The organism is Pseudomonas sp. NPDC087029, from assembly GCF_044745345.1.
In the GTDB taxonomy this organism is placed as follows: domain Bacteria; phylum Pseudomonadota; class Gammaproteobacteria; order Pseudomonadales; family Pseudomonadaceae; genus Aquipseudomonas; species Aquipseudomonas faucium.
In genome coordinates this window covers 74,047-96,202 of sequence record NZ_JBIVAB010000006.1, presented here as the reverse complement: position 1 = coordinate 96,202, position 22,156 = coordinate 74,047, and the positions used below count along the sequence as shown (strand labels likewise).

General features: G+C 64.5%; 22 protein-coding genes. 14 read left to right on the top strand and 8 right to left on the bottom strand.

What is annotated here, in order from left to right; genetic code table 11:
• Positions 1-2: 2 nt before the first annotated feature.
• The 3 genes from ACIPG5_RS12570 to ACIPG5_RS12560 all read right to left on the bottom strand — a co-directional run bounded on the left by ACIPG5_RS12570 (position 3) and on the right by ACIPG5_RS12560 (position 2,910).
• On the bottom strand, positions 3-461 hold the full coding sequence (locus ACIPG5_RS12570; protein WP_236235175.1) for a tripartite tricarboxylate transporter TctB family protein: 459 nt from the start codon (positions 459-461) through the stop codon (positions 3-5).
• Positions 462-594: 133 nt separating this feature from the next.
• The gene (locus ACIPG5_RS12565; RefSeq protein ID WP_176511006.1) at positions 595-1,575 is read right to left on the bottom strand and encodes a tripartite tricarboxylate transporter substrate binding protein; all 981 of its coding nucleotides are present in this window, start codon (positions 1,573-1,575) and stop codon (positions 595-597) included.
• 45 nt (positions 1,576-1,620) lie between these two features.
• Positions 1,621-2,910, bottom strand: a complete 1,290-nt coding sequence (locus ACIPG5_RS12560) for an OprD family porin (RefSeq protein WP_401375331.1) — start codon at positions 2,908-2,910, stop codon at positions 1,621-1,623.
• Positions 2,911-3,109: 199 nt separating this feature from the next.
• Here ACIPG5_RS12560 and ACIPG5_RS12555 point away from each other — a divergent pair, with 199 nt between their 5' ends.
• Together ACIPG5_RS12555 and ACIPG5_RS12550 are read left to right on the top strand one after the other, a co-directional pair.
• Complete coding sequence (locus ACIPG5_RS12555; RefSeq protein WP_176511008.1) at positions 3,110-3,781, top strand: response regulator; 672 nt, start codon at positions 3,110-3,112, stop codon at positions 3,779-3,781.
• On the top strand, positions 3,774-5,153 hold the full coding sequence (locus ACIPG5_RS12550; RefSeq protein ID WP_176511009.1) for a sensor histidine kinase: 1,380 nt from the start codon (positions 3,774-3,776) through the stop codon (positions 5,151-5,153). Before ACIPG5_RS12555 ends, ACIPG5_RS12550 begins: the two co-directional genes overlap by 8 nt.
• Positions 5,154-5,203: 50 nt before the next feature.
• Here ACIPG5_RS12550 and ACIPG5_RS12545 read toward each other — a convergent pair whose 3' ends face one another.
• A complete protein-coding gene (locus ACIPG5_RS12545) occupies positions 5,204-6,010 on the bottom strand; it encodes an HDOD domain-containing protein (protein WP_176511010.1) in 807 nt (268 codons plus the stop codon).
• A 31-nt stretch (positions 6,011-6,041) separates the two neighbouring features.
• Complete coding sequence (locus ACIPG5_RS12540) at positions 6,042-6,983, bottom strand: YgfZ/GcvT domain-containing protein (protein ID WP_401375326.1); 942 nt, start codon at positions 6,981-6,983, stop codon at positions 6,042-6,044.
• A 133-nt stretch (positions 6,984-7,116) separates the two neighbouring features.
• On the opposite strand from ACIPG5_RS12540, the gene ACIPG5_RS12535 reads away from it, so the two are divergent.
• Together ACIPG5_RS12535 and ACIPG5_RS12530 are read left to right on the top strand one after the other, a co-directional pair.
• Positions 7,117-7,371 carry a succinate dehydrogenase assembly factor 2 gene (locus tag ACIPG5_RS12535; RefSeq protein ID WP_008094993.1) on the top strand — a complete coding sequence of 85 codons (255 nt, stop codon included), beginning with the start codon at positions 7,117-7,119 and terminating at the stop codon, positions 7,369-7,371.
• Positions 7,355-7,813: a protein YgfX gene (locus ACIPG5_RS12530; protein WP_401375323.1), complete on the top strand. Its 459-nt coding sequence runs from the start codon at positions 7,355-7,357 to the stop codon at positions 7,811-7,813. Before ACIPG5_RS12535 ends, ACIPG5_RS12530 begins: the two co-directional genes overlap by 17 nt.
• A 107-nt stretch (positions 7,814-7,920) precedes the next feature.
• Here ACIPG5_RS12530 and nadB read toward each other — a convergent pair whose 3' ends face one another.
• Positions 7,921-9,525: an L-aspartate oxidase gene (gene nadB / locus ACIPG5_RS12525; protein WP_401375320.1), complete on the bottom strand. Its 1,605-nt coding sequence runs from the start codon at positions 9,523-9,525 to the stop codon at positions 7,921-7,923.
• A 435-nt stretch (positions 9,526-9,960) separates the two neighbouring features.
• Between nadB and rpoE the strand changes: the two genes are divergently transcribed.
• The 10 genes from rpoE to pdxJ all read left to right on the top strand — a co-directional run bounded on the left by rpoE (position 9,961) and on the right by pdxJ (position 19,871).
• Complete coding sequence (rpoE, locus tag ACIPG5_RS12520; protein WP_003252049.1) at positions 9,961-10,542, top strand: RNA polymerase sigma factor RpoE; 582 nt, start codon at positions 9,961-9,963, stop codon at positions 10,540-10,542.
• Between the two features lie 31 nt (positions 10,543-10,573).
• Entirely contained in the window at positions 10,574-11,167 is a 594-nt protein-coding gene (locus ACIPG5_RS12515; protein WP_176511014.1) for a sigma-E factor negative regulatory protein, read from the top strand.
• A gap of 12 nt (positions 11,168-11,179) precedes the next feature.
• Entirely contained in the window at positions 11,180-12,145 is a 966-nt protein-coding gene (locus ACIPG5_RS12510) for a MucB/RseB C-terminal domain-containing protein (protein WP_401375317.1), read from the top strand.
• Between the two features lie 208 nt (positions 12,146-12,353).
• Complete coding sequence (locus ACIPG5_RS12505; RefSeq protein ID WP_371871917.1) at positions 12,354-13,760, top strand: DegQ family serine endoprotease; 1,407 nt, start codon at positions 12,354-12,356, stop codon at positions 13,758-13,760.
• Between the two features lie 183 nt (positions 13,761-13,943).
• Positions 13,944-15,743, top strand: a complete 1,800-nt coding sequence (gene lepA, locus ACIPG5_RS12500) for a translation elongation factor 4 (protein WP_176511017.1) — start codon at positions 13,944-13,946, stop codon at positions 15,741-15,743.
• Between the two features lie 5 nt (positions 15,744-15,748).
• The gene (gene lepB, locus ACIPG5_RS12495; RefSeq protein WP_176511018.1) at positions 15,749-16,603 is read left to right on the top strand and encodes a signal peptidase I; all 855 of its coding nucleotides are present in this window, start codon (positions 15,749-15,751) and stop codon (positions 16,601-16,603) included.
• A gap of 162 nt (positions 16,604-16,765) precedes the next feature.
• Positions 16,766-17,455 carry a ribonuclease III gene (gene rnc, locus ACIPG5_RS12490; RefSeq protein WP_016395642.1) on the top strand — a complete coding sequence of 230 codons (690 nt, stop codon included), beginning with the start codon at positions 16,766-16,768 and terminating at the stop codon, positions 17,453-17,455.
• The gene (gene era, locus ACIPG5_RS12485) at positions 17,448-18,350 is read left to right on the top strand and encodes a GTPase Era (RefSeq protein ID WP_176511019.1); all 903 of its coding nucleotides are present in this window, start codon (positions 17,448-17,450) and stop codon (positions 18,348-18,350) included. The genes rnc and era overlap by 8 nt, the downstream gene beginning before the upstream one ends.
• A 53-nt stretch (positions 18,351-18,403) precedes the next feature.
• Entirely contained in the window at positions 18,404-19,087 is a 684-nt protein-coding gene (recO, locus tag ACIPG5_RS12480) for a DNA repair protein RecO (RefSeq protein ID WP_176511020.1), read from the top strand.
• Positions 19,088-19,148: 61 nt separating this feature from the next.
• On the top strand, positions 19,149-19,871 hold the full coding sequence (gene pdxJ / locus ACIPG5_RS12475) for a pyridoxine 5'-phosphate synthase (RefSeq protein WP_371871918.1): 723 nt from the start codon (positions 19,149-19,151) through the stop codon (positions 19,869-19,871).
• 113 nt (positions 19,872-19,984) lie between these two features.
• On the opposite strand, the gene ACIPG5_RS12470 is transcribed toward pdxJ, so the two are convergent.
• Both ACIPG5_RS12470 and ACIPG5_RS12465 read right to left on the bottom strand, forming a co-directional pair.
• The gene (locus ACIPG5_RS12470) at positions 19,985-21,367 is read right to left on the bottom strand and encodes a heavy metal sensor histidine kinase (protein ID WP_401375311.1); all 1,383 of its coding nucleotides are present in this window, start codon (positions 21,365-21,367) and stop codon (positions 19,985-19,987) included.
• A complete protein-coding gene (locus ACIPG5_RS12465; RefSeq protein ID WP_176511023.1) occupies positions 21,367-22,038 on the bottom strand; it encodes a heavy metal response regulator transcription factor in 672 nt (223 codons plus the stop codon). The genes ACIPG5_RS12470 and ACIPG5_RS12465 overlap by 1 nt, the downstream gene beginning before the upstream one ends.
• Between the last annotated feature and the right edge of the window lie 118 nt (positions 22,039-22,156).

Sequence of the window (22,156 nt, the reverse complement as noted above, 5' to 3'; positions counted from 1 at the left end):
TGTCAGTTCTCCAGTACGCTCAGCAGGCCAAGGGGCAGGGGCACATCCATCACGCGGTCGAACAGCCAGTAGAGGAACAGGCTCATGCCCACCACCACGATGGCGCTGTGCAGCCAGCGGCCGCCGTACAGGCGGGCCATGGGGATGCCGACCAGGATGGCGCTGAGGATGAAGCCCAGGGCCTCGAAGGTGGCGGCGAAGACGATCAGCAGGCCGACGCAGAAACCGATCTTGGTCAGGGTTTCGCGGTCCAGCGCCGGCTCGTCGTCCTTGCGCACGATCGGCGTCGGGCGGATGGCCAGGTACAGCAGGCCCAGGCCCATCAGGCCGAGCATCAGCAGCGGGTAGGCGCGCGGGCCCACCGGTTCATAGGAAAACGCGGCCTGGTAGGGCCAGGCCATCACGGCCAGCGCGGCGCAGATCGCCAGCAGGGCCAGGGCGAAGATACGTTGCAGGATCATCGGGGAATCCTCGTGGGGGCAGGTAGAGGCTGTGCTGGCCTCATCGCCGGCAAGCCGGCTCCCACAGAGGGAGCACGGCTGTAGCTGTGGGAGCTGGCTTGCCAGCGATGAGGCCAGTACCGGCCATCCGGGCTTACTGGATCAGGCCGAATTCCTTGGCCAGCGCCTTGTAGTCGGCCACCTGCTTCTTCACATAGCCGTCCAGCTCTTCACCGGTCATGGCGAACGGGAACAGCTCGCGCTGGTCACGCAGCTGGGCGAAGTCCTCGGAGGCGAGCATCTTGTCGAACGACTGCTTCCACCAGGCGTAGTCTTCGTCGCTGACCTTCGGCCCCAGGTAGAAGCCGCGCACCACCGGCCAGACGATGTCGTAGCCCTGCTCCTTGGCGGTGGGGATGTTCTTCATTTCCGGCTCGTCCAGGCGGTTTTCCGAGAACACCGCGAGGATGCGCATGTTGCCGCTCTGGATATGCGGCATGGAGTCGGAAATGTCGGTGGAGCCTACCTGGATGTGGCCACCGAGCAGCGCGGTGGCAATTTCGCCGCCGCCTTCCAGGGCCACGTAGCGCAGGTCGCGCGGGTTGATGCCGGCGGCCTTGGCGATCAGTGCGGTCTGCATCCAGTCCTGGCTGCCGACGGTGCCGCCGGAGCCGATCACCACCTTGCTCGGGTCCTTCTTCAGCGCCGCGACCAGGTCGTCGAGGGTTTTGTAGGGCGAATCGCTTTTCACCGCGATGGCGCCGTAGCTGGTGCCCACCGCCGCCAGCCACTTCACCGCGTTCTCATCGAAGCGGCCGAACTTGCCCTGGGCCAGGTTCAGCAGCGAGCCGCTGGACCAGGCCACCAGGGTGCCGGCATCGGCCGGGCGCTGGGCGACCACGGCGTTGTAGGCCACGGCGCCGACACCGCCTGGCATGTAGGTCACGCGCATCGGCTTGCTGAGGATCTTTTCCTGCACCAGGGCGCTCTGCACCAGCTTGCAAGTCAGGTCGAAACCGCCGCCGGGCGAGGCCGGGGCGATGCATTCGGGGCGTTTCGGTTCAGCGGCCAGGGCATTGCCGGCCAACAGCAGGCAACCGGTAGCCAGAACGAGGTGGCGCAGTGAAAAGGTCATCGTCTATCTCCGTGAGCATTGTTGTTATGGGTTACCGCTACTGGCTTACCAAAGGGCCACGCTGTAGCTCACCAACAGCCGCACTTCGTCGGCATCGCGGGCGAAGTTGGAGCGGAAGGTGGCGTTGCGCAGGCGCACGGCGACGTCTTTCAACGGGCCGCTTTGTACCACGTACTTGAACTCGGTGTTGCGCTCCCACTCCTTGCCCTCGCCACCGGCGGCGCGGCTGACGTTGTCACCGCTGAGGTAGCGGGTCATGAAGGTCAGGCCGGGGATGCCCAGGGCGGCGAAGTTGTAGTCGTAGCGCGCCTGCCAGGAGCGCTCGTCGGCGCCGGCGAAGTCGTTGATCTGGACGAAGTTGACCAGGTAGGGGTCGGCACCGTCGACGTAGGGGAAGGCGCTGTCGCCCGACAGCTGCTGCCAGGCGGCGCTGACCTTGTGCCCGCCCAGGCTGTAGCTGAGCATGCCGTTGAAGGTGGTGTTGTCGATGCGCCCGGCCTTGGCGGCGCCGGCGTCGTCGCTGAGCGCCAGGCGCAGGTCGGCGCCGAAGGTGCCCGGGCCCCAGGGCTGGGTGGCGAGCAGGCCGATGAAGTGCTGGCGGTAGATGTCGTCGAGCTGGGCGAAGTGGTAGCTGCCGGTGATGCGGTCGGTGAACGTGTAGTCGAGGCCGGCCAGGTCGAGGTTGTCGGCCGTGAAGGTGCCACCGAAGCGCCCGTTCTTGTTGTTGAGCGCCAGGTCTTCCCAGTTGGTGTCGTTGCGGTCCTTGGCCTTGTCCAGGCGCCCGCCGGTGAAGGTCAGGCCCTTGATTTCCTGGGAGGTGAGCAGGCCACCTTCGAAGGTTTGCGGCAGGATGCGGCCGTCGTTGGGCTGCAGGGTCGGCAGTTCAGGGATCAGGGTGCCGATCTTCAGTTCGGTCCTGGACACCTTCACCTTGCCGGTCAGGCCGAGCTTGGAGTATTCGTCGGCGGCCTTGCCGTCGTCGTGGGTCGGCAGCAGGCCGGTGTCGGTGCGGTCGGGGCTGGAGTCGAGCTTGATGCCCATCATCCCCAGCGCATCCAGGCCGAAACCGACCGGGCCTTCGGTATAGCCGGACTCGAAGTTGAGCATGAAACCCTGGGCCCATTCGTCGCGCTTGGATTGCTGCGCGCTGGTGCCGTCGCGGAAGTCGCGGTTGAAGTACATGTTGCGGGTTTCGAAGGTCGCCGTGCTGTCTTCGAAGAAGGCGGCCTGGCTCATTGGGGCGACACCGGCGAGGGCCAGGGCACTGGCGATGGCCGAGGGGCGTGCGGACAGGGAACGGGCAGGTGCGAATGCCTGCGGCTGCGATGACAGCATCGGGATGGCTCCGTTTATTGTTCTTATTCGTTGCACCTTGCTGGTGCTTTTTTCGGCGCATGGGGCGACCGTGGTGCGATGCTAGGCAACCAACCTTTCGCTAACCTTTCAGCGCGAAAGGTTTGTCACAAAGGGCTTCACAGGCCGGGCGACAGCGGTACACTCCGCGCCACCGCCCCACCCGAGCAGGGAGAATCCGATGCGTGTGCTGCTGGTCGAAGACCACCTGCAACTGGCCGAAAGCGTGGCCCAGGCCCTGAAAAGCCATGGCCTGACCGTGGATGTATTGCACGATGGCGTGGCCGCCGATCTGGCCTTGGCCAGCGAGGAATACGCCGTTGCCGTGCTCGACGTGGGCCTGCCGCGCATGGACGGTTTCGAGGTGCTGGCGCGCCTGCGCAGCCGGGGCAAGACCCTGCCGGTGTTGATGCTCACCGCGCGCAGCGATGTGAAGGACCGCGTGCACGGCCTGAACCTTGGCGCCGACGACTACCTGGCCAAACCCTTCGAGCTCACCGAGCTGGAGGCGCGGGTCAAGGCGTTGCTGCGCCGAAGCGTGCTCGGTGGCGAGCGCCAGCAGCGTTGCGGGCCGCTGGTGTATGACCTGGACACCCGCCGCTTTACCCTGGGTGAAGACAACCTGACCCTGACCTCGCGCGAGCAGAGTGTGCTGGAGGCGCTGATCGCCCGCCCGGGCCGGGTGATGAGCAAGGAGCAGCTGGCCGCCCAGGTGTTCGGCCTGGATGAGGAAGCCAGCCCCGATGCCATCGAAATCTACATCCACCGGCTGCGCAAGAAACTCGATGGCCAGCCGGTGGCCATCGTCACCTTCCGTGGCCTGGGCTACTTGCTCGAGCATCGCGATGCGTGACAACGGCAGCCTGCGCGGGCGGCTCCTGGGCAACCTGGCGTTGTTGCTGGTGGTGCTGATGCTGGCCAGTGGCCTGAGCGCCTACTGGAATGGCCGCGAAGCTGCCGACACCGCCTACGACCGGACCTTGCTGGCCTCGGCCAGGACCATCGCCGCCGGGCTGTCCCAGCGCGACGGCACCCTGAGCGCGGATGTGCCCTACGTGGCGCTCGACACCTTCGCCTACGACAGCGCCGGGCGCATCTACTACCAGGTGCTGGACATCAACCAGAAGCTGATCTCGGGCTACGAGAAGCTGCCGCCGCCGCCGCCCGGCACCCCGCGCACCGACGACTACCCGGCGCTGGCGCGTTTCTACGACGCCTCCTACCTGGGCCAGGATGTACGCGTGGTCAGCCTGCTCAAGGCGGTGAGTGAGCCGAACATGAACGGCATGGCGGAAATCCGCGTGGCCGAGACCGAAGAGGCGCGGGTGCGCATGGCCCGCGGGCTGATGGCCGACACCTTGCTGCGCCTGGGCTTGCTGGCGCTGGGGGCGCTGGTGATGGTGTGGTTTGCCGTGAGCGCCGCGCTGCGGCCCCTGGAGCGCCTGCGCACGGCGGTGGAAGAGCGCCAGCCGGACGACCTGCGGGCGCTGCCGGTGGTGCAGGTGCAGCGCGAACTCGGGCCACTGGTGCATGCCCTGAACCACTTCACCGAGCGCTTGCGCGGGCAGTTCGAGCGCCAGGCGCAGTTCATCGCCGAGGCCGCGCACGAATTGCGCACGCCGCTGGCCGCGCTCAAGGCGCGGGTCGAGCTGGGCCTGCGCTCTCAGCAGCCCGAGCAGTGGCGCCAGACCCTGGAATCGGCCGCTCAGGGTACCGATCGCCTGACGCACCTGGCCAACCAGTTGCTGTCGCTGGCGCGCGTGGAAAACGGCGCCCGGGCGATTGCCGAAGGCGGCGCGCAGCGCCTGGACCTGAGCCAGCTGGCGCGCGAGCTGGGCATGGCCATGGCGCCACTGGCGCATAACCGCGGCGTGGCATTGGCGCTGGAAGCCGAGGCGCCGGTGTGGCTCAAGGGCGAACCGACCTTGCTCAACGAGTTGCTGAGCAATCTGGTGGACAATGCCCTGGCGCATACCCCGGCAGGCGGCAATGTGATCCTGCGGGTGCTGGCGCCGGCGGTGCTGGAGGTCGAGGACGATGGGCCAGGGATTCCCGAGGATGAGCGCGAGCGGGTGTTCGAGCGCTTCTATCGGCGCGGAGCCCAGGGCAGTGGCCTGGGGCTGGCCATCGTCGGCGAGATCTGCCGGGCGCATCTGGCGCAGATCAGCCTGCATGATGGCGAGCAGGGTGGGCTGAAGGTGCGGGTGAGTTTCATCGCCGATTGAAGGGTTGGCAATGCCGGCCCCTTCGCGGGGCCAGAGCGGTCATCCGCTGATCAGCGCAACATGCTCCGCGCTTCGAGCAGCTCGGCGATTTCCAGCTCGGTGCCATACGGCAAGCCCAGGTGACGATAGGCCGGCAGCGCCGCCAGCGGCCGGCTGCGCGCGCGCTGGCTCAGGCAGCGGGCAATCTGCACCACGTCGATGTAGTCGACCTTGTCGGTGCTGCGGTCCAGGTCCTGGACCTGGCTCGGCAGGTTGACCAGCTGCTCGGGAAACTCCCAGGAAGACAGGATCTTGTCGCCCAGTACTGGCTGGATCTGCTCGATCACATAGTGCAGGCAGACCGGGTCGGAAAGCAGCTCGTTGTGCTCTTCGGCGTAGATCAGCACCGGCAGCGCGCCAATCTGGTGGACCAACCCGCCCAGGGTCGCCTGGTCGGGTTTGAGCTGGGTGTAGCGTCGGCACAGTTCATAGCTGATGCCTGCCACTTCCAGGCTATTGGCCCAGATATCGCGAAGTTTCTGCTCTACAGCCGAAGACCGGGCATGGAAAATCTGCTCGATCACCAGGCCGATGGCCAGGTTGCAGCTGTAGTTGATACCCAGGCGGGTGATGGCGGTGTGCAGGTCGGTGACTTCGACCGCCGCACGCAGCAGCGGGCTGTTGACCACCTTGATCAGGCGTGCCGAAAGCGCCGCGTCGCGGCCGATCACCTTGCTCAGCGCGGCAACGCTGATTTCCGTGTCTTCGGCGGCCTCGCGGATGCTCAGGGCGACTTCCGGCAAGGTCGGCAGGACCAGGTCATCGTTGTCGATGGCAGCGAGCAACTGTGCTTGAACCGTCTCGGCCAGCTTGTTCATGAACTTCTCTACCGCAGTGGTGGCGTGCTGGTCAGCGCTGGATTTCCCGGTCGCGGTCCAGTTCGTAAGGCAGGCTCAACAGCGCCAGGCGCGGCCCTTGCAGGCTGCCCAGGTGCAAGTTGTCATCTTCCACCGCATCGGCGCTCAGCACTGCCAGCAGCTCGCAGCCCTGGCTGGTGCTGGCCGCAAGCACCACTTCGCCAACCGAGGAGCCGTGGGTGGGCGAGAAGATTTCCGTGCCCGGCGCAGGGACCTGCTGCTCGGCCAGGGCCAGGCGATACTGGCGGCGCTTGAGCTTGCCCAGGTACTGCATGCGCGCGACGATTTCCTGGCCGGTGTAGCAGCCTTTCTTGAAGCTGACGCCGTCGACCGCCTGCAGGTTGATCATCTGCGGGATGAACAGCTCGCGGGTCGGGCCCATGACCTGGCCGATACCGGCGCGGATCTGCCCCAGCAACCAGTCGTTGAGGCTGCCTTCAGGCAAGGTGGCGGCCAATGTTTCGCGCACGCGGGCGGCGCTGTCGGCCGGTACCCACAGCTCGACACGGCCGGCGGAGGCGGTGATGGCGATCAGGCCGTCATGGCGCACGGTGGCGCCGGCGCTGGCCGGCACGCTCAAACCCAGGGCTTGCAGCGCGGCATCGCCTTGCTGCAGGCCGAAGCGCACCCAGGCCGCGCTTTCGTCGCTGAGCGTGGCTTTGGAAAACACTGCGTATTTCTTCAGGTCGGCCAGTTGCGCCTCGAGCAGGTCGCTGGCCATCGCCAGCAGGTAGCCATTGCCCTCGGGAAGGATGCGAAAGCTCGACTGCATCCGCCCCTTGACCATGCAGCGGGCGCCGAGGCCGGCGTGCTCGAGGCTCAGGTAGTTGATGTTGCAGGTCAGCTGGCCCTGCAGGAACTTGCCGGCGTCGGAGCCGCGGACGGCGAGGATGCCCTCGTGGGACAGGGGGCTGAAGAAAGCGGAATCGGCCATGGGTCATCGCGGTGGCTAAAGTCTGGCGGCCATCATAGAACGCCGGTAACAAAATAGGTAGGTGACTAGACCAACGCCCGGTGTCGCGCGCGGTTTGGCGCGGTATACTGCGCGACCATTCGAGGAGGGCCCCATGGTCGAACAAACTGAACTCAACCGGCTTTTCTGGCACAGCCGCCGCGGCATGCTGGAACTGGACGTGCTGCTGGTGCCATTCACCCAGGAAGTCTATCCGACCCTCAGCGAAGCCGACCGCGAGCTCTACGTTCGCCTGTTGAGCTGCGAGGACCAGGACATGTTCGGCTGGTTCATGGAGCGTACCGAGTCCGAAGACCCGGAGCTGCAGCGCATGGTCCGCATCATCCTGGACCGTGTCCAGCCCAAGTGAATCCTTCGAGTGCCGTTGGCAGGGCTCACGCCTGCTGCTGACGGCCTACCTGGCCTGCCAGGTGCTGGCGCAGATGGCCTTGTGGCCGAGTGTGCTGCCCTGGTGGTGCTGCCTTGCCGTTCTGGCTGCCTGTATCGCCCACGCTTGCTGGGCCATTCCCCGACGAATCCTGCTGAACGATAACCACGCCATCACCGGTGTGCGCCGAGACGCGCTTGGCTGGCGGGTGTTCAGCCGTGCACAAGGTTGGCAGCCGGTGCGCTTGTGCCGAGACAGCGTGGCGCTGCCTGGGCTGGTGGTGTTGCGGTTCGTCAGGGCAGGGCGGTGGTTTGGCCAGAGCCAGTGCGTGCCTCGCGATGCGCTGGCGGCCGATCAGCATCGCCGGCTGCGGGTCAGGCTCAAGTTCAGTCGGCGCAGGTGGGCAGAGGCATTGGGGCAATGAACAGGTTGTGAGCCGTTCCATCGCCGGCAAGCCGGCTCCCACAGGGATCTTGGCCTGTACTGTTCCTGTGGGAGCCGGCTTGCCGGAGATGGAAGCACCGCGGATTTTCAGACCGGGCTGAGGATGGTGTCCTTGGCCTCGGGCAGCATCCCCGGGTAATCCAGGGTGTAGTGCAGCCCACGGCTTTCCTTGCGCTGCATCGCCGAGCGGATCATCAGCTCCGCCACCTGGGCCAGGTTGCGCAGTTCGATCAGGTCGCGGCTGACCTTGTAGTTGCTGTAGAACTCGTCGATCTCGTCAAGCAGCAGGCGCACGCGGTGTTCGGCGCGCTGCAGGCGCTTGCTGGTGCGCACGATGCCCACGTAGTCCCACATGAAGCGGCGCAACTCGTCCCAGTTGTGCGCGATGATCACGTCTTCGTCCGAGTCGGTCACCTGGCTGGCATCCCAGCCGGGCAGGGCGCTGGGCATCTTGATCTGCGCCAGGTGCGCCTGGATGTCCGCAGCAGCGGCGCGGCCATAGACGAAGCATTCGAGCAGCGAGTTGCTGGCCATGCGGTTGGCGCCGTGCAGGCCGGTGCAGCTGGTTTCGCCGATGGCGTACAGGCCGGGCACGTCGGTGTGCCCGCGATCGTCGACCACCACCCCGCCGCAGGTGTAGTGGGCCGCTGGCACCACCGGGATCGGCTGGCGGGTGATGTCGATGCCGAAGGTCAGGCAGCGCTCGTAGACGGTGGGGAAGTGGCTCTTGATGAAATCGGCTGGCTTGTGGGTGATGTCCAGGTAGACGCAGTCCACGCCCAGGCGCTTCATCTCGTGGTCGATGGCGCGGGCGACGATATCGCGTGGGGCCAGCTCCTCGCGCGGGTCGAAGCGCGGCATGAAGCGCTCGCCATTGGGCAGGCGCAACAGGGCGCCTTCGCCGCGCAGGGCTTCGGTGATCAGGAAGCTCTTGGCTTGTGGGTGATACAGGCAGGTGGGGTGGAACTGGTTGAATTCCAGGTTCGCGACCCGGCAACCGGCGCGCCAGGCCATGGCGATGCCGTCGCCACAGGCGCCGTCGGGGTTGCTGGTATAGAGGTAGACCTTGGCCGCGCCGCCGGTCGCCAGCACGGTGAAGCGCGCGCCAAAGGTGTCCACTTCACCGCTGTTGCGGTTCAGCACGTAGGCCCCCAGGCAGCGGTCACCGGCCTGGCCCAGCCGCCGTTCGGTGATCAGGTCCACCGCCACGCGCTGTTCGAGCAGCTCGATGTTCGGACGCTGGCGCGCCTGGGCCAGCAGCGTGGTGAAGATGGCCGCGCCGGTGGCATCGGCGGCATGGATGATGCGCCGATGGCTGTGGCCGCCTTCGCGGGTCAGGTGGAACTCGAAACCGCCATCGTCGACGCTGGAATGCTCGTCACGGGTGAACGGCACGCCTTGTTCGATCAGCCACTCGATGGCTTCGCGGCTGTGCTCGACGGTGAAGCGCACCGCGGCTTCGTCGCACAGGCCGCCGCCGGCATTGAGCGTGTCCTCGACATGGGACTGCACGGTATCGGTATCGTCCAGCACCGCGGCGACGCCGCCCTGGGCCCAGAAGGTCGAACCGTTGGCCAGGTCGCCCTTGCTCAGCACGGCAATGCGCAAATGGCCGGGAAGGTTAAGTGCCAAGCTGAGACCGGCGGCGCCGCTGCCGATCACCAGGACATCATGTTGGAATTGTTGGCTCATGTCGGGACACTAGTAATCTTGGAAAGGGGCGCGGCACAATAGTCACGCGCAGATGGCATTGTGAAACTATCGTGAACGCAGGCCGGGCTGCCTTTATAGCAGCCTGCGGTAGACAATTTCCATGCCACCTGCGACGTTACGGCGATCTTCGGGGGAACTTTCCTGTACGCCTGGAAATCCTATGAAGGCTGCCCGTGCGCCAGAATTTCGCGCGGCGACGCGTGGCGGCAGCTCTATCCGGGCTGACACCTGCGTATCCGAAACCTGATTATCGACGCAGCCGGCCGTGCCCGCGCCGCGTCTTCCGTGCGAGCCGACCAAGGGCCGCAGGAAACTTGCTTGGAGGAGAGAACTTTTGCGAAAAGCCCGAGTCTATGTTTGCAAGCCTGAACGATGGCTTTTGCAACGCTCCTTCAAGTTCACTGAGGAGTGTTCATGCTAACCCAGGAAGAGGATCAGCAGCTTGTCGAGCGCGTGCAGCGCGGCGACAGGCGAGCGTTCGATCTGTTGGTGCTGAAGTATCAGCACAAGATTCTCGGGTTGATCGTGCGGTTCGTTCACGATACCCACGAAGCCCAGGATGTGGCGCAGGAAGCCTTTATCAAGGCCTACCGTGCGCTTGGCAATTTCCGCGGAGACAGTGCGTTTTACACTTGGCTGTACCGCATCGCCATCAACACGGCGAAGAATTACCTGGTGTCCCGTGGAAGACGGCCTCCAGACAGTGATGTGAGCTCCGAGGATGCGGAGTTTTACGACGGCGATCATGGTCTCAAGGATCTCGAGTCCCCAGAGCGCTCGTTGTTGCGGGATGAAATCGAAGGCACTGTCCATCGCACCATCCAGCAACTGCCCGAAGATCTGCGCACGGCATTGACCCTGCGTGAATTCGACGGGTTGAGTTACGAAGACATTGCCAGTGTCATGCAATGTCCGGTGGGTACCGTGCGCTCTCGAATCTTCCGCGCTCGGGAGGCCATAGATAAAGCCCTGCAGCCGTTGTTGCAGGAAACCTGAGACAGCGGCGACAGCCAAGAGAGGAACCGCCATGAGTCGTGAAGCTTTGCAGGAATCGCTGTCCGCGGTGATGGATAACGAAGCGGACGAACTGGAATTGCGTCGGGTGCTGAATGCCGTCGACGATGCCGAAACCCGTGCCACCTGGTCGCGTTACCAGGTAGCCCGCGCAGCGATGCACAAGGAGCTGCTGCTGCCCAAGCTGGATATCGCCTCGGCGGTGTCTGCCGCACTGGCTGACGAAGCCGTGCCTGCCAAGGTCAAGCAAGGCCCTTGGCGCAGCATCGGCCGCCTGGCCGTTGCAGCGTCGGTGACCGTTGCGGTGCTGGCGGGTGTGCGCATGTACAACCAGGACGAAATCACCGGTGCCGAGCTGGCTTCTTCCCAGCAGCCTGCGCAACAAGGCCTGAGCATGCCACAAACTCAGGGCCCGGCCGTTCTGGCAGGCTATAGTGAGAGCAGTGAGCAACCGACCGGGCCAATGGCCAACGGTGTGCTGCAGAATCAGGCCGGCTGGGATCAGCGTCTGCCAGGCTACCTGCGCCAGCATGCCCAGGAATCTGCGCTCAAAGGCACTGAAACCGCACTGCCTTATGCTCGCGCTGCCAGCCTGGAAAACCGCTAAGTAAGGAGGATCATGCGCGCGCTACCTCTTCTGTCGCTGCTGATAGGCAGCTGCGTGATGGTGCCAGCGTTGGCGGCCAACTCTTCGCCCGAGGCGAACGAATGGTTGAACAAGCTGGCACAGGCCGAGCAAAAACAGAGTTACCAGGGCTCCTTCGTCTACGAGCGTAACGGCAGCTTCTCTTCCCACGATATCTGGCACCGGGTTCAGGACGGCAAGGTCAGCGAGCGGCTGCTGCAGCTCGATGGCGCCGCCCAGGAAATCGTGCGCGTGGATGGCAAGGTGCAGTGCGTCAGTGGTGCCCTGGTCAGTGGCGTAGGTACGCCGCCTGATGCGGGTACGCGAGTGCTCGATCCTCTCAAGCTCATGAGCTGGTACGACCTGCGTCTTGCAGGCAAGGCGCGCGTCGCCGGGCGCGATGCCGTGATCGTTACCCTGACCCCGCGGGACCAGCACCGCTACGCCTTCGAGTTGCACCTGGATCGCCAGACAGGCCTGCCCCTGCGTTCATTGATGCTCAATGACAAGGGGCAGTTGCTCGAACGCTTCCAGATGACCCGCCTGGAAACTGACAACCCGCCCACTGACCAGGACCTGCACCCGAGCGCGGCGTGCAAGCCGGTAGAGCGTGTGGCCAGCACCAAGACCGATGCGGTGGCCGGCTGGCGTTCGGATTGGCTCCCCGACGGCTTCGAGCTCATCAATAGCACCGTTCGCCGCGACCCGGCACGCGACAGCACCATCAGCAGCCTGATGTACGACGATGGCCTGGCCCGTTTTTCGGTGTTCCTGGAGCCTGTGAAGGACGATTCCGGCGCCGATGTACGTACTCAGCTCGGCCCGACCGTGGCGGTATCGCGCCGTTTGAATACGCCCAAGGGCAAGGTGATGGTGACCGTTGTCGGCGAGATTCCACTGGGTACCGCAGAGCGCATCGCGCTGTCGATGCGGCCCCAGGATGCTCAGGCGCGCCAGTGATGGCGCGTTTTTTCTGGACGTGCCAAACCTTGCGATGCTGCGGCTGAAATGAAATTAAAGCATTGTCATTTGCAATCCATTGGCAAATTTCCTATAGGTCAGGCTTCTTGGAGCCTGGCCTTTCCTGCTTCTGCAGGGGCCTTACGCTAACTACGCTCGTTGTGACGGGAGCCGTATGTCAATACCACGCTTGAAATCCTACCTAACGATGTTCGCCGCCGTGCTGATGCTCGGCCAGGTGCTCAGCGCCCAGGCCGAAGAAGCCCTGCCAGACTTCACCACCCTGGTCGAGCAGGCCTCGCCGGCGGTGGTCAACATCAGTACCAAGCAGAAGCTGCCAGACCGGCGCGTCGCTTCCGGGCAGATGCCGGACCTCGAAGGCCTGCCGCCGATGTTCCGCGAGTTCTTCGAGCGCAACATGCCGCAGCAGCCGCGTTCGCCGCGTGGTGATCGCCAGCGTGAGGCGCAGTCGCTGGGCTCTGGCTTCATCATTTCCAGCGATGGCTACGTGCTGACCAACAACCACGTGGTTGCCGATGCCGACGAAATCATCGTGCGCCTGTCGGACCGCAGCGAGCTGCAGGCCAAGCTGGTCGGCACCGACCCGCGCACCGACGTGGCGTTGCTCAAGGTCGAGGGCAAGGACCTGCCGACCGTCAAGCTGGGTGACTCCGAGAAGCTCAAGGTCGGTGAGTGGGTGCTGGCCATCGGTTCGCCATTCGGTTTCGACCACTCGGTGACCAAAGGTATCGTCAGCGCCAAGGGCCGCACCCTGCCCAATGACACCTATGTACCCTTCATCCAGACCGACGTTGCCATCAACCCGGGCAACTCCGGCGGGCCGCTGTTCAACATGAAGGGCGAAGTGGTGGGTATCAACTCGCAGATCTTCACCCGTTCGGGCGGCTTCATGGGCCTGTCCTTCGCCATCCCGATCGACGTGGCGATCGATGTGTCCAACCAGCTGAAGAAAGACGGCAAGGTCAGCCGTGGCTGGCTGGGCGTGGTGATCCAGGAGGTCAACAAGGACCTCGCGGAGTCCTTCGGCCTCGACAAGCCGGCCGGTGCCCTGGTGGCCCAGGTGCTGGAAGATGGCCCGGCAGCCAAGAGCGGCCTGCAGGTGGGCGACGTGATCCTGAGCATGAACGGCCAGCCGATCGTCATGTCGGCTGACCTGCCGCACCTGGTCGGTACCTTGAAGGCCGACGAGAAGGCCAAGCTGGAGATCATCCGCAACGGCAAGCGCCAGACCCTGGATGTGACCATTGGCGCGATGCCCGATGACGACGCCGACATCGGCACCGGCAGCGGCGCAGAAGGCAGTGCCGAGCGCAGCAGCAACCGCCTGGGCGTCTCCGTCTCCGACCTGACCGCCGAGCAGAAGAAGTCGCTGGAGCTCAAGGGCGGCGTGGTCATCAAGGAAGTACAGGACGGCCCGGCAGCGATGATCGGCCTGCGTCCGGGTGATGTCATCAGCCACCTGAACAACCAGGCGATCGCTTCGGCCAAGCAGTTCACCGAAATTGCCAAGGACCTGCCGAAGAACCGTTCGGTGTCCATGCGCGTACTGCGCCAGGGGCGCGCCAGCTTCATCACCTTCAAGCTGGCGGAATAAGCCGGGCCTGAAGGAGGAAAGGGCAGCTTCGGCTGCCCTTTTTCATGAGATTTCACAATTCTTGGCGAAAATGCGCGGACACTGTGCGACAGAGGAATCTCCCATATCCCTGCGGCTTCAGGTACAATTCCCGGCTATTTTTCGGCGGGCGTTCCGGCTCGCAGCCTTTTCGAGTGTTGACCCGTGAGTGATTTGAGTCATATCCGCAATTTCTCCATCATCGCCCACATCGACCATGGCAAGTCGACGCTGGCCGACCGTTTCATCCAGATGTGCGGTGGCCTGTCGGCGCGCGAAATGGAAGCCCAGGTTCTCGATTCCATGGACCTTGAGCGTGAACGCGGTATCACCATCAAGGCCCACAGCGTCACGCTGAACTACAAGGCGCAGGACGGCAAGGTCTACCAGCTCAACTTCATCGACACCCCCGGCCACGTCGACTTCACCTATGAAGTCTCGCGCTCGCTGGCGGCCTGCGAAGGTGCCTTGCTGGTGGTGGACGCCGGCCAGGGCGTCGAAGCCCAGTCCGTGGCCAACTGCTACACCGCCATCGAGCAGGGCCTGGAGGTGATGCCGGTCCTGAACAAGATGGACCTGCCGCAAGCCGACCCGGACCGCGTCAAGGACGAGATCGAGAAGATCATCGGCATCGACGCCACCGATGCCGTGGCCTGCAGCGCCAAGAGCGGCATGGGCGTCGACGAGGTGCTCGAGCGCCTGGTGCAGACCATCCCGGCGCCGGAAGGCGACATCGACGCGCCGTTGCAGGCGCTGATCATCGACTCCTGGTTCGACAACTACCTGGGCGTGGTCTCGCTGGTGCGTGTGCGCCAGGGCCGCGTCAAGAAGGGCGACAAGATCCTGGTCAAGTCGACCGGCAAGACGCACCTGGTCGACAGCGTGGGCGTATTCACCCCCAAGCACACCCAGACCGCTGACCTCAAGGCCGGTGAAGTAGGCTTCATCATCGGCAGCATCAAGGACATCCACGGTGCACCGGTCGGTGACACCCTGACCCTGTCCACCACCCCTGAAGTGGAAGTGCTGCCAGGCTTCAAGAAGATCCAGCCGCAGGTCTATGCCGGCCTGTTCCCGGTCAGCTCCGACGATTTCGAGGACTTCCGCGATGCGCTGCAGAAGCTGACCCTCAACGACTCGTCGCTGCAGTACATGCCAGAGAGCTCCGATGCCCTGGGCTTCGGCTTCCGTTGCGGCTTCCTCGGCATGCTGCACATGGAGATCATCCAGGAGCGCCTGGAGCGCGAGTACGACCTGGACCTGATCACCACCGCACCGAGCGTGATCTACGAGCTCGAGCTCAAGACCGGCGAAACCATCATCGTCGACAACCCGTCGAAGCTGCCGGACGTGTCGGCAGTCGCCGACTTCCGCGAGCCGATCGTCACCGCGACCATCCTCGTGCCTCAAGAGCACCTGGGCAACGTCATCACCCTGTGCATCGAGAAGCGTGGCGTACAGCGCGACATGCAGTTCCTCGGCAGCCAGGTGCAGGTGCGCTACGACATGCCGATGAACGAAGTGGTACTGGACTTCTTCGACCGCCTGAAGTCGACCAGCCGCGGCTATGCTTCGCTGGACTATCATTTCGATCGCTACCAGTCGGCCAACCTGGTCAAGCTGGATGTACTGATCAACGGCGACAAGGTCGATGCCCTGGCATTGATCGTGCACCGCGACAACGCGGCCTACAAGGGCCGTGCGTTGACCGAAAAGATGAAGGAACTGATCCCTCGGCAGATGTTCGACGTGGCGATCCAGGCAGCCATTGGCGGCCAGATCATCGCGCGGACGACGGTCAAGGCACTCAGAAAGAACGTACTGGCCAAGTGCTACGGTGGCGACGTCAGCCGTAAGAAGAAGCTGCTGGAGAAGCAGAAGGCCGGTAAGAAACGCATGAAACAGGTCGGCAACGTGGAAATTCCACAAGAAGCCTTCCTCGCCGTGCTCAGGTTGGATAGCTAGGTCCTATGTCGCTAAATTTCCCGCTGTTGCTAGTCATCGCCGTAGCCGTCTGCGGCCTGTTGGGCTTGATCGACCTGCTGTTCCTGGCCCCGCGCCGGCGGGCGGCGGTCGCCAACTACCAGGGTAGCGTCAACCAGCCAGAAATGGCGGTGGTCGAGCGCCTGAACAAGGAACCGCTGCTGGTGGAGTACGGCAAGTCGTTCTTCCCGGTGCTGTTCATCGTGCTGGTGTTGCGTTCGTTCCTGGTCGAGCCGTTCCAGATTCCGTCGGGGTCGATGAAACCGACCCTGGAAGTGGGCGACTTCATCCTGGTGAACAAGTTCTCGTATGGCATTCGCCTGCCGGTGATCGACAAGAAGGTCATCGAGGTCGGTGACCCGCAGCGCGGCGATGTGATGGTGTTCCGCTACCCAAGCGACCCGAACGTCAACTACATCAAGCGTGTGGTTGGCCTGCCGGGCGACCAGGTGCGCTACACCAGCGACAAGCGGCTGTTCGTCAATGGCCAGCCGATTGCCGAGCAGCTGGTTGGCGCCGAGCCAGGCACCCTGGGCAGCGCCGAGCTGTACAAGGAAAAACTCGGCGCCGCCGAGCACCTGATCCGCAAGGAGATGACCCGTTATCGCATGCCGCCGGACCAGCAATGGACCGTGCCGGCCGGCCATTACTTCATGATGGGCGACAACCGCGACAACTCCAACGACAGCCGCTACTGGGATGACCCGAACATTCCCAAGGAGCTGCACGGCATGGTTCCGGACCGGAACATCGTCGGCAAGGCCTTCGCGGTGTGGATGAGCTGGCCAGAGCCGAAACTCAGCCACCTGCCCAACCTGTCGCGGGTTGGCCTGATCCATTGATACCCCATCGGCGCTGTCCTGAAGACAGCGCCGAATGCATTTCTGACATAGGCTGTGTTCTCAAGGATCGAGAGTTTCGCCGCTCGCCGCGACGGACCACAGCCCAACAGTCTTCCAGGATGTTGATTTGAACAACGCGTTGAATAACCCACGGGTGGCTGCATGACTGCTCCCCTTGCCCGTCTCGAGCGCAAGCTCGGCTACACCTTCAAGAACCAGGACCAGATGTTGCTGGCCCTGACCCACCGCAGCTACGCCGGGCGCAACAACGAGCGCCTGGAGTTTCTCGGTGACTCCATTCTCAACTTCGTCGCTGCCGAGGCGCTGTTCGAGCGCTTCCCGCAGGCCCGCGAAGGCCAACTGTCGCGCCTGCGTGCCCGCCTGGTGAAGGGCGAGACCCTGGCCCGCCTGGCCCGGGGTTTCGACCTGGGTGAATACCTGCGCCTGGGCTCGGGAGAGCTCAAGAGTGGTGGCTTTCGCCGCGAGTCGATCCTGGCCGATGCCCTGGAAGCACTGATTGGTGCCATCTATCTGGACGCCGACATGCAGACGGCGCGCGAGCGCATCCTGGCCTGGCTGACCGACGAATTCGACAGCCTGACGCTGGTCGATACCAACAAGGACCCGAAAACCCGCCTGCAGGAGTTTCTGCAGTCGCGTAGCTGCGAGCTGCCACGTTACGAGGTGGTGGACATCCAGGGCGAACCGCACTGCCGCACCTTCTTCGTCGAATGCGAAGTGGTGCTGCTGAACAACAAGAGCCGTGGCCAGGGCGTGAGCCGGCGTATTGCCGAGCAAGTCGCCGCCGCCGCCGCATTGATCGCCCTGGGCGTGGAGAATGGCAATGACTGAGAACAACCCGACCCGCTGCGGCTATGTGGCCATCGTTGGCCGCCCCAACGTGGGCAAGTCGACCCTGCTCAACCACATCCTCGGGCAGAAGCTGGCGATCACCTCGCGCAAGCCGCAGACCACCCGCCACAACATGCTCGGCATCAAGACCGAGGGTGACGTGCAGGCGATCTATGTCGACACCCCCGGCATGCACAAGGCCAACGACAAGGCCTTGAACCGCTACATGAACCGCAATGCCTCGGCGGCCCTGAAGGACGTCGATGTGGTGATCTTCGTGGTCGACCGCACGCGCTGGACCGACGAGGACCAACTGGTGCTCGAGCGCATCCAGTACGTGACCGGCCCGGTGATCCTGGCGGTGAACAAGACCGACCGCATGGACGAGAAGGCCGAGCTGATCCCGCACCTCAAGTGGCTGCAGGAGCAACTGCCCAATGCCGAGATCGTGCCGATTTCGGCCCAGCAGGGGCACAACCTGGAGTCGCTGGAAGCGCTGATCGCCAAGCACCTGCCGGAAAACGAGCACTTCTTCCCGGAAGACCAGATCACCGACCGCAGCAGCCGCTTCCTGGCCGCCGAACTGGTGCGTGAGAAGATCATGCGCCAGCTGGGTGCAGAGCTGCCGTACCAGATCACCGTGGAAATCGAAGAGTTCAAGCAGCAAGGCCACGTGCTGCACATCCATGCCCTGATCCTGGTCGAGCGGGACGGCCAGAAGAAGATCATCATTGGCGACAAGGGCGAGCGCATCAAGCGTATCGGCTCCGATGCGCGCAAGGACATGGAAACCCTGTTCGACGCCAAGGTCATGCTCAACCTGTGGGTCAAGGTCAAAGGCGGCTGGTCCGATGACGAGCGCGCCTTGCGTTCGCTGGGCTACGGCGACTTGTAACCCCTCCAGAGGCCCGGATATCTCCGGGCCTCTGCCTTTCCAGGCGATTTTCCATGGAACAACCCGTCGCCCAGCCGGCCTACGTGCTGCATAGCCGTGCCTACAAGGAAACCAGCGCGCTGGTGGATTTCTTCACCCCCCAGGGCCGCATGCGCGCGGTGTTGCGCCGCGCGCGCGGCAAAGGCGGCAGCCTGGTTCGGCCGTTCGTGCCGCTGGAAGTGGAGTTGCGCGGGCGCGGCGAGCTGAAGAATGTCGGGCGCCTGGACAGCGTCGGCATCGCCGCCTGGCTGCATGGCGATGCGCTGTTCAGTGGCCTGTACCTCAATGAGCTGCTGATGCGCCTGCTGCCCGCCGAGGCGCCTCAGCCGGAGCTGTTCGAGCACTATGCCCTGACCTTGCAGGCGCTGGCCGCAGGAAGGCCGCTGGAGCCGCTGCTGCGCGCCTTCGAATGGCGCCTGCTGGACGACCTGGGCTATGCCTTTTCGCTCAGCCACGACATCAACGACGACCCCATCGCGGCCGATGGCCTCTATCGTCTGCGGGTCGACGCTGGCCTTGAGCGGGTGTACCTGGTGCAGCCCGGCCTGTTTCACGGCACCGAGCTGCTGGCCCTGGGCCAGGCCGACTGGCAGGCCCCCGGCGCCTTGCTTGCGGCCAAGCGCTTGATGCGCCAGGCATTGGCGGTGCACCTGGGGGCAAAACCACTGGTCAGCCGGGAACTGTTTCGCAAGCGCTGAGCACGTCGTATGCTGTGGGGCTAAATCTTCAGGAGAGCCTTCCGTGACTCACAGCAACCGCATGCTTCTGGGCGTCAACATCGACCACGTGGCGACCTTGCGCCAGGCCCGCGGCACCCGCTACCCGGACCCGGTCAAAGCCGCGCTGGACGCCGAAGAGGCCGGCGCCGACGGCATCACCGTGCACCTGCGCGAAGACCGCCGGCACATCCAGGAGCGCGATGTGCTGGTGCTCAAGGACGTGCTGCAGACGCGCATGAATTTCGAGATGGGCGTGACCGAAGAGATGATGCTGTTCGCCGAGAAGATCCGCCCGGCGCACATCTGCCTGGTGCCGGAGACGCGCCAGGAGCTGACCACCGAGGGCGGCCTGGACGTGGCCGGCCAGGAGGCACGGATCAAGGCTGCGGTCGAGCGCCTGTCGCGCACGGGCGCCGAGGTGTCGCTGTTCATCGATGCCGACGAGCGGCAGATCGAGGCCTCGCGCCGGGTCGGCGCGCCGGCCATCGAACTGCACACTGGCCGCTATGCCGATGCGCATACGCCCAGCGAAGTGGCCGAAGAGCTCAAACGCATCGTCGATGGCGTCGCGTTTGGTGTTGGCCAGGGCTTGATCGTCAACGCCGGCCATGGCCTGCACTACCACAACGTGGAGGCGGTGGCGGCGATCAAGGGCATCAATGAACTGAACATCGGCCATGCGCTGGTGGCGCATGCGCTGTTCGTCGGCTTCAAGGCGGCGGTGGCGGAGATGAAGGCGCTGATCGTTCAGGCTTCGCGCTGATTTGTGGGTTGTCTGTACTGGCCTCATCGCCGGCAAGCCGGCTCCCACAGGGATGTCACTGTTCCAATGGTGGGAGCCGGCTTGCCGGCGATGGGGCCAGTACTGGCAATGACCTATTCGGCGCAAAACACCAAGGAAAACCGCGTCGGCCCCGCTGACTTGCTGGCGACTTCGACCCGCCCCCCATGCAACTGCATGATCGACTCCACGATCGCCAGCCCCAGCCCCGTGCCACCCTCCAGCCGCGAGCGCCCCGACCCCGCCCGGTAGAACCGCTCGAACAAGCGCGGCAGGTGTTCATCGGCAATCCCCGGCCCCTCGTTCGCCACCCACAGCCACACCTCGTTGCCATGCCGTTCGATGCCCAGGCTGACTTCACAGCCTTGCGGGCTATGGCGAATCGCATTGCTCAGCAGGTTCGACAGCGCGCGCTGGAACATCAGCCGGTCGCCCAGGGCCGTGCCCCAGCCCTGCAACCGCAGCGTCAGCCCCTTGTGTTCGGCGCTGAAGGCAAACAGTTCCAGCACCTGCTGCGCCTCGTCAGCCAGGGCCAAGGGCTTGAGCGCCATTTGCATCTGGGGCTGGCTGACCTGGGCGAGAAACAGCATGTCGTTGATGATGCGGCTCAGGCGGGTCAGCTCATCGATGCTGTCGGCCAGCACTTCCCGGTACTGCTCGCTGTCGCGCTCGCGGGCCAGGGTCACCTGGGCCTTGCCCATCAGGTTGCTCAAGGGCGTGCGCAGCTCATGGGCCAGGTCGTCGGAAAACTGCGACAGCTGGCGCACGCCCTGGTCCAGGCGGTCGAGCATGACATTGATGCTGGTGGCCAGTTCGGCCAGCTCTGGCGGCAAGCCATGGTCGGGCAGCCGGTGCTGCAGGTCCTGGGCCGATACCCTGCCGGCGATGCGGCGGAAGTGGCGCAGCGGTTTCAAGCCGCGTTGCACCAGCCACCAGGCGCCGGCGCCGATCAGCAGCAACAGCAGCGGCAGGGCCAGCAAGGTCGAGTGCAGGTAGGCCTGCAGCAGGTCGTTGTCGTCTGCGCGGTTGAGCGACATCATCACCCGCACCGGGGTGTCGTCGCGCAGGCGCATCTGCCGGCTGGCGGTGAGCAACTGCTGGCCGCTGCTGTCGCGCCATTGGTGAAAGCGCAGCTGGTTGTCGGTGTACAGCTCGCCCACCCGCGACTCCAGGGCCGGGCCGAGGCTCAGCAGGTGCGGGTGGCGGCCATCGAGGGCGAGCACGCTGAGGCTCAGGTTGTCGTGCCCCATCACCAGGTCGAGCAGCGGGTGGGCGCGGCTGCCCAAGTCTTCGCTGCGCAGGTCGACCCGCAGGTTGTGCTCGACCTGCAGCATCTTGCGCGCCAGGTCCTTGCGGGCGCGGCTGTCGAGTTCATGCTCGAGGGCGAACACCGCCAGGCAGGCCAGCAACAGCACCAGCGCGGCGCCCATCAGGGTCACGCCCAGGCCCAGGCGCAGCGACAGGCTGGCCTGGCGCATCAGCGCGCCTCCAACACGTAGCCCACGCCGCGCAGGGTGTGGATCAGCTTGTCTTCGAACGGGTCGTCGATCTTGGCGCGCAAGCGGCGGATCGACACCTCGACCACGTTGGTGTCGCAGTCGAAGTTCATGTCCCACACCAAGGAGATGATCTGCGTGCGCGACAGCACTTCGCCGCTCTGGCGCATCAGCAGGTGCAGCAGGGCGAACTCCTTGGCGGTCAGGTCGATGCGCTGCCCGCCCCGGTAGGCGCGGTGGCGGCCGGGGTCCAGTTCCAGGTCGGCAACGCGCAAGGTGCTGGGCTGCATCTGCTGGTCGTTGCGGCGCAGCAGGCTGCGGATGCGCGCCAGCAGCTCGGGAAACTCGAACGGCTTGAGCAGGTAGTCATCGGCGCCCAGGTCCAGGCCCTTGACCCGGTCGGCCAGACGGCCGTGGGCGGTGAGCATCATGATGCGCGTGGGCGATTCGGCGCGCAGGCGCTGCAGCACGGTCCAGCCATCGAGTTCTGGCAGGTTGACGTCGAGGATGACCAGGTCATAAGGCTGCTGGCGAGCCATGTGCAGGCCGTCGGTGCCGGTGTGGGCGCAATCGACCACGTAGCCGTTCTCGCGCAGGCCCTGCTGCAGGTAATCGGCGGTTCGCAGTTCGTCCTCGATGATGAGTAGGCGCATGGGGGGCTCGGGGCAATGGAAGGGGGGCGATTCTCGACCCTGTAGCTGGATCAGGGTCAAGCGGCAGGATGTTACGGCATGCGAAAGCGGAAACGGGGCAGATAACGGATTTGTAATC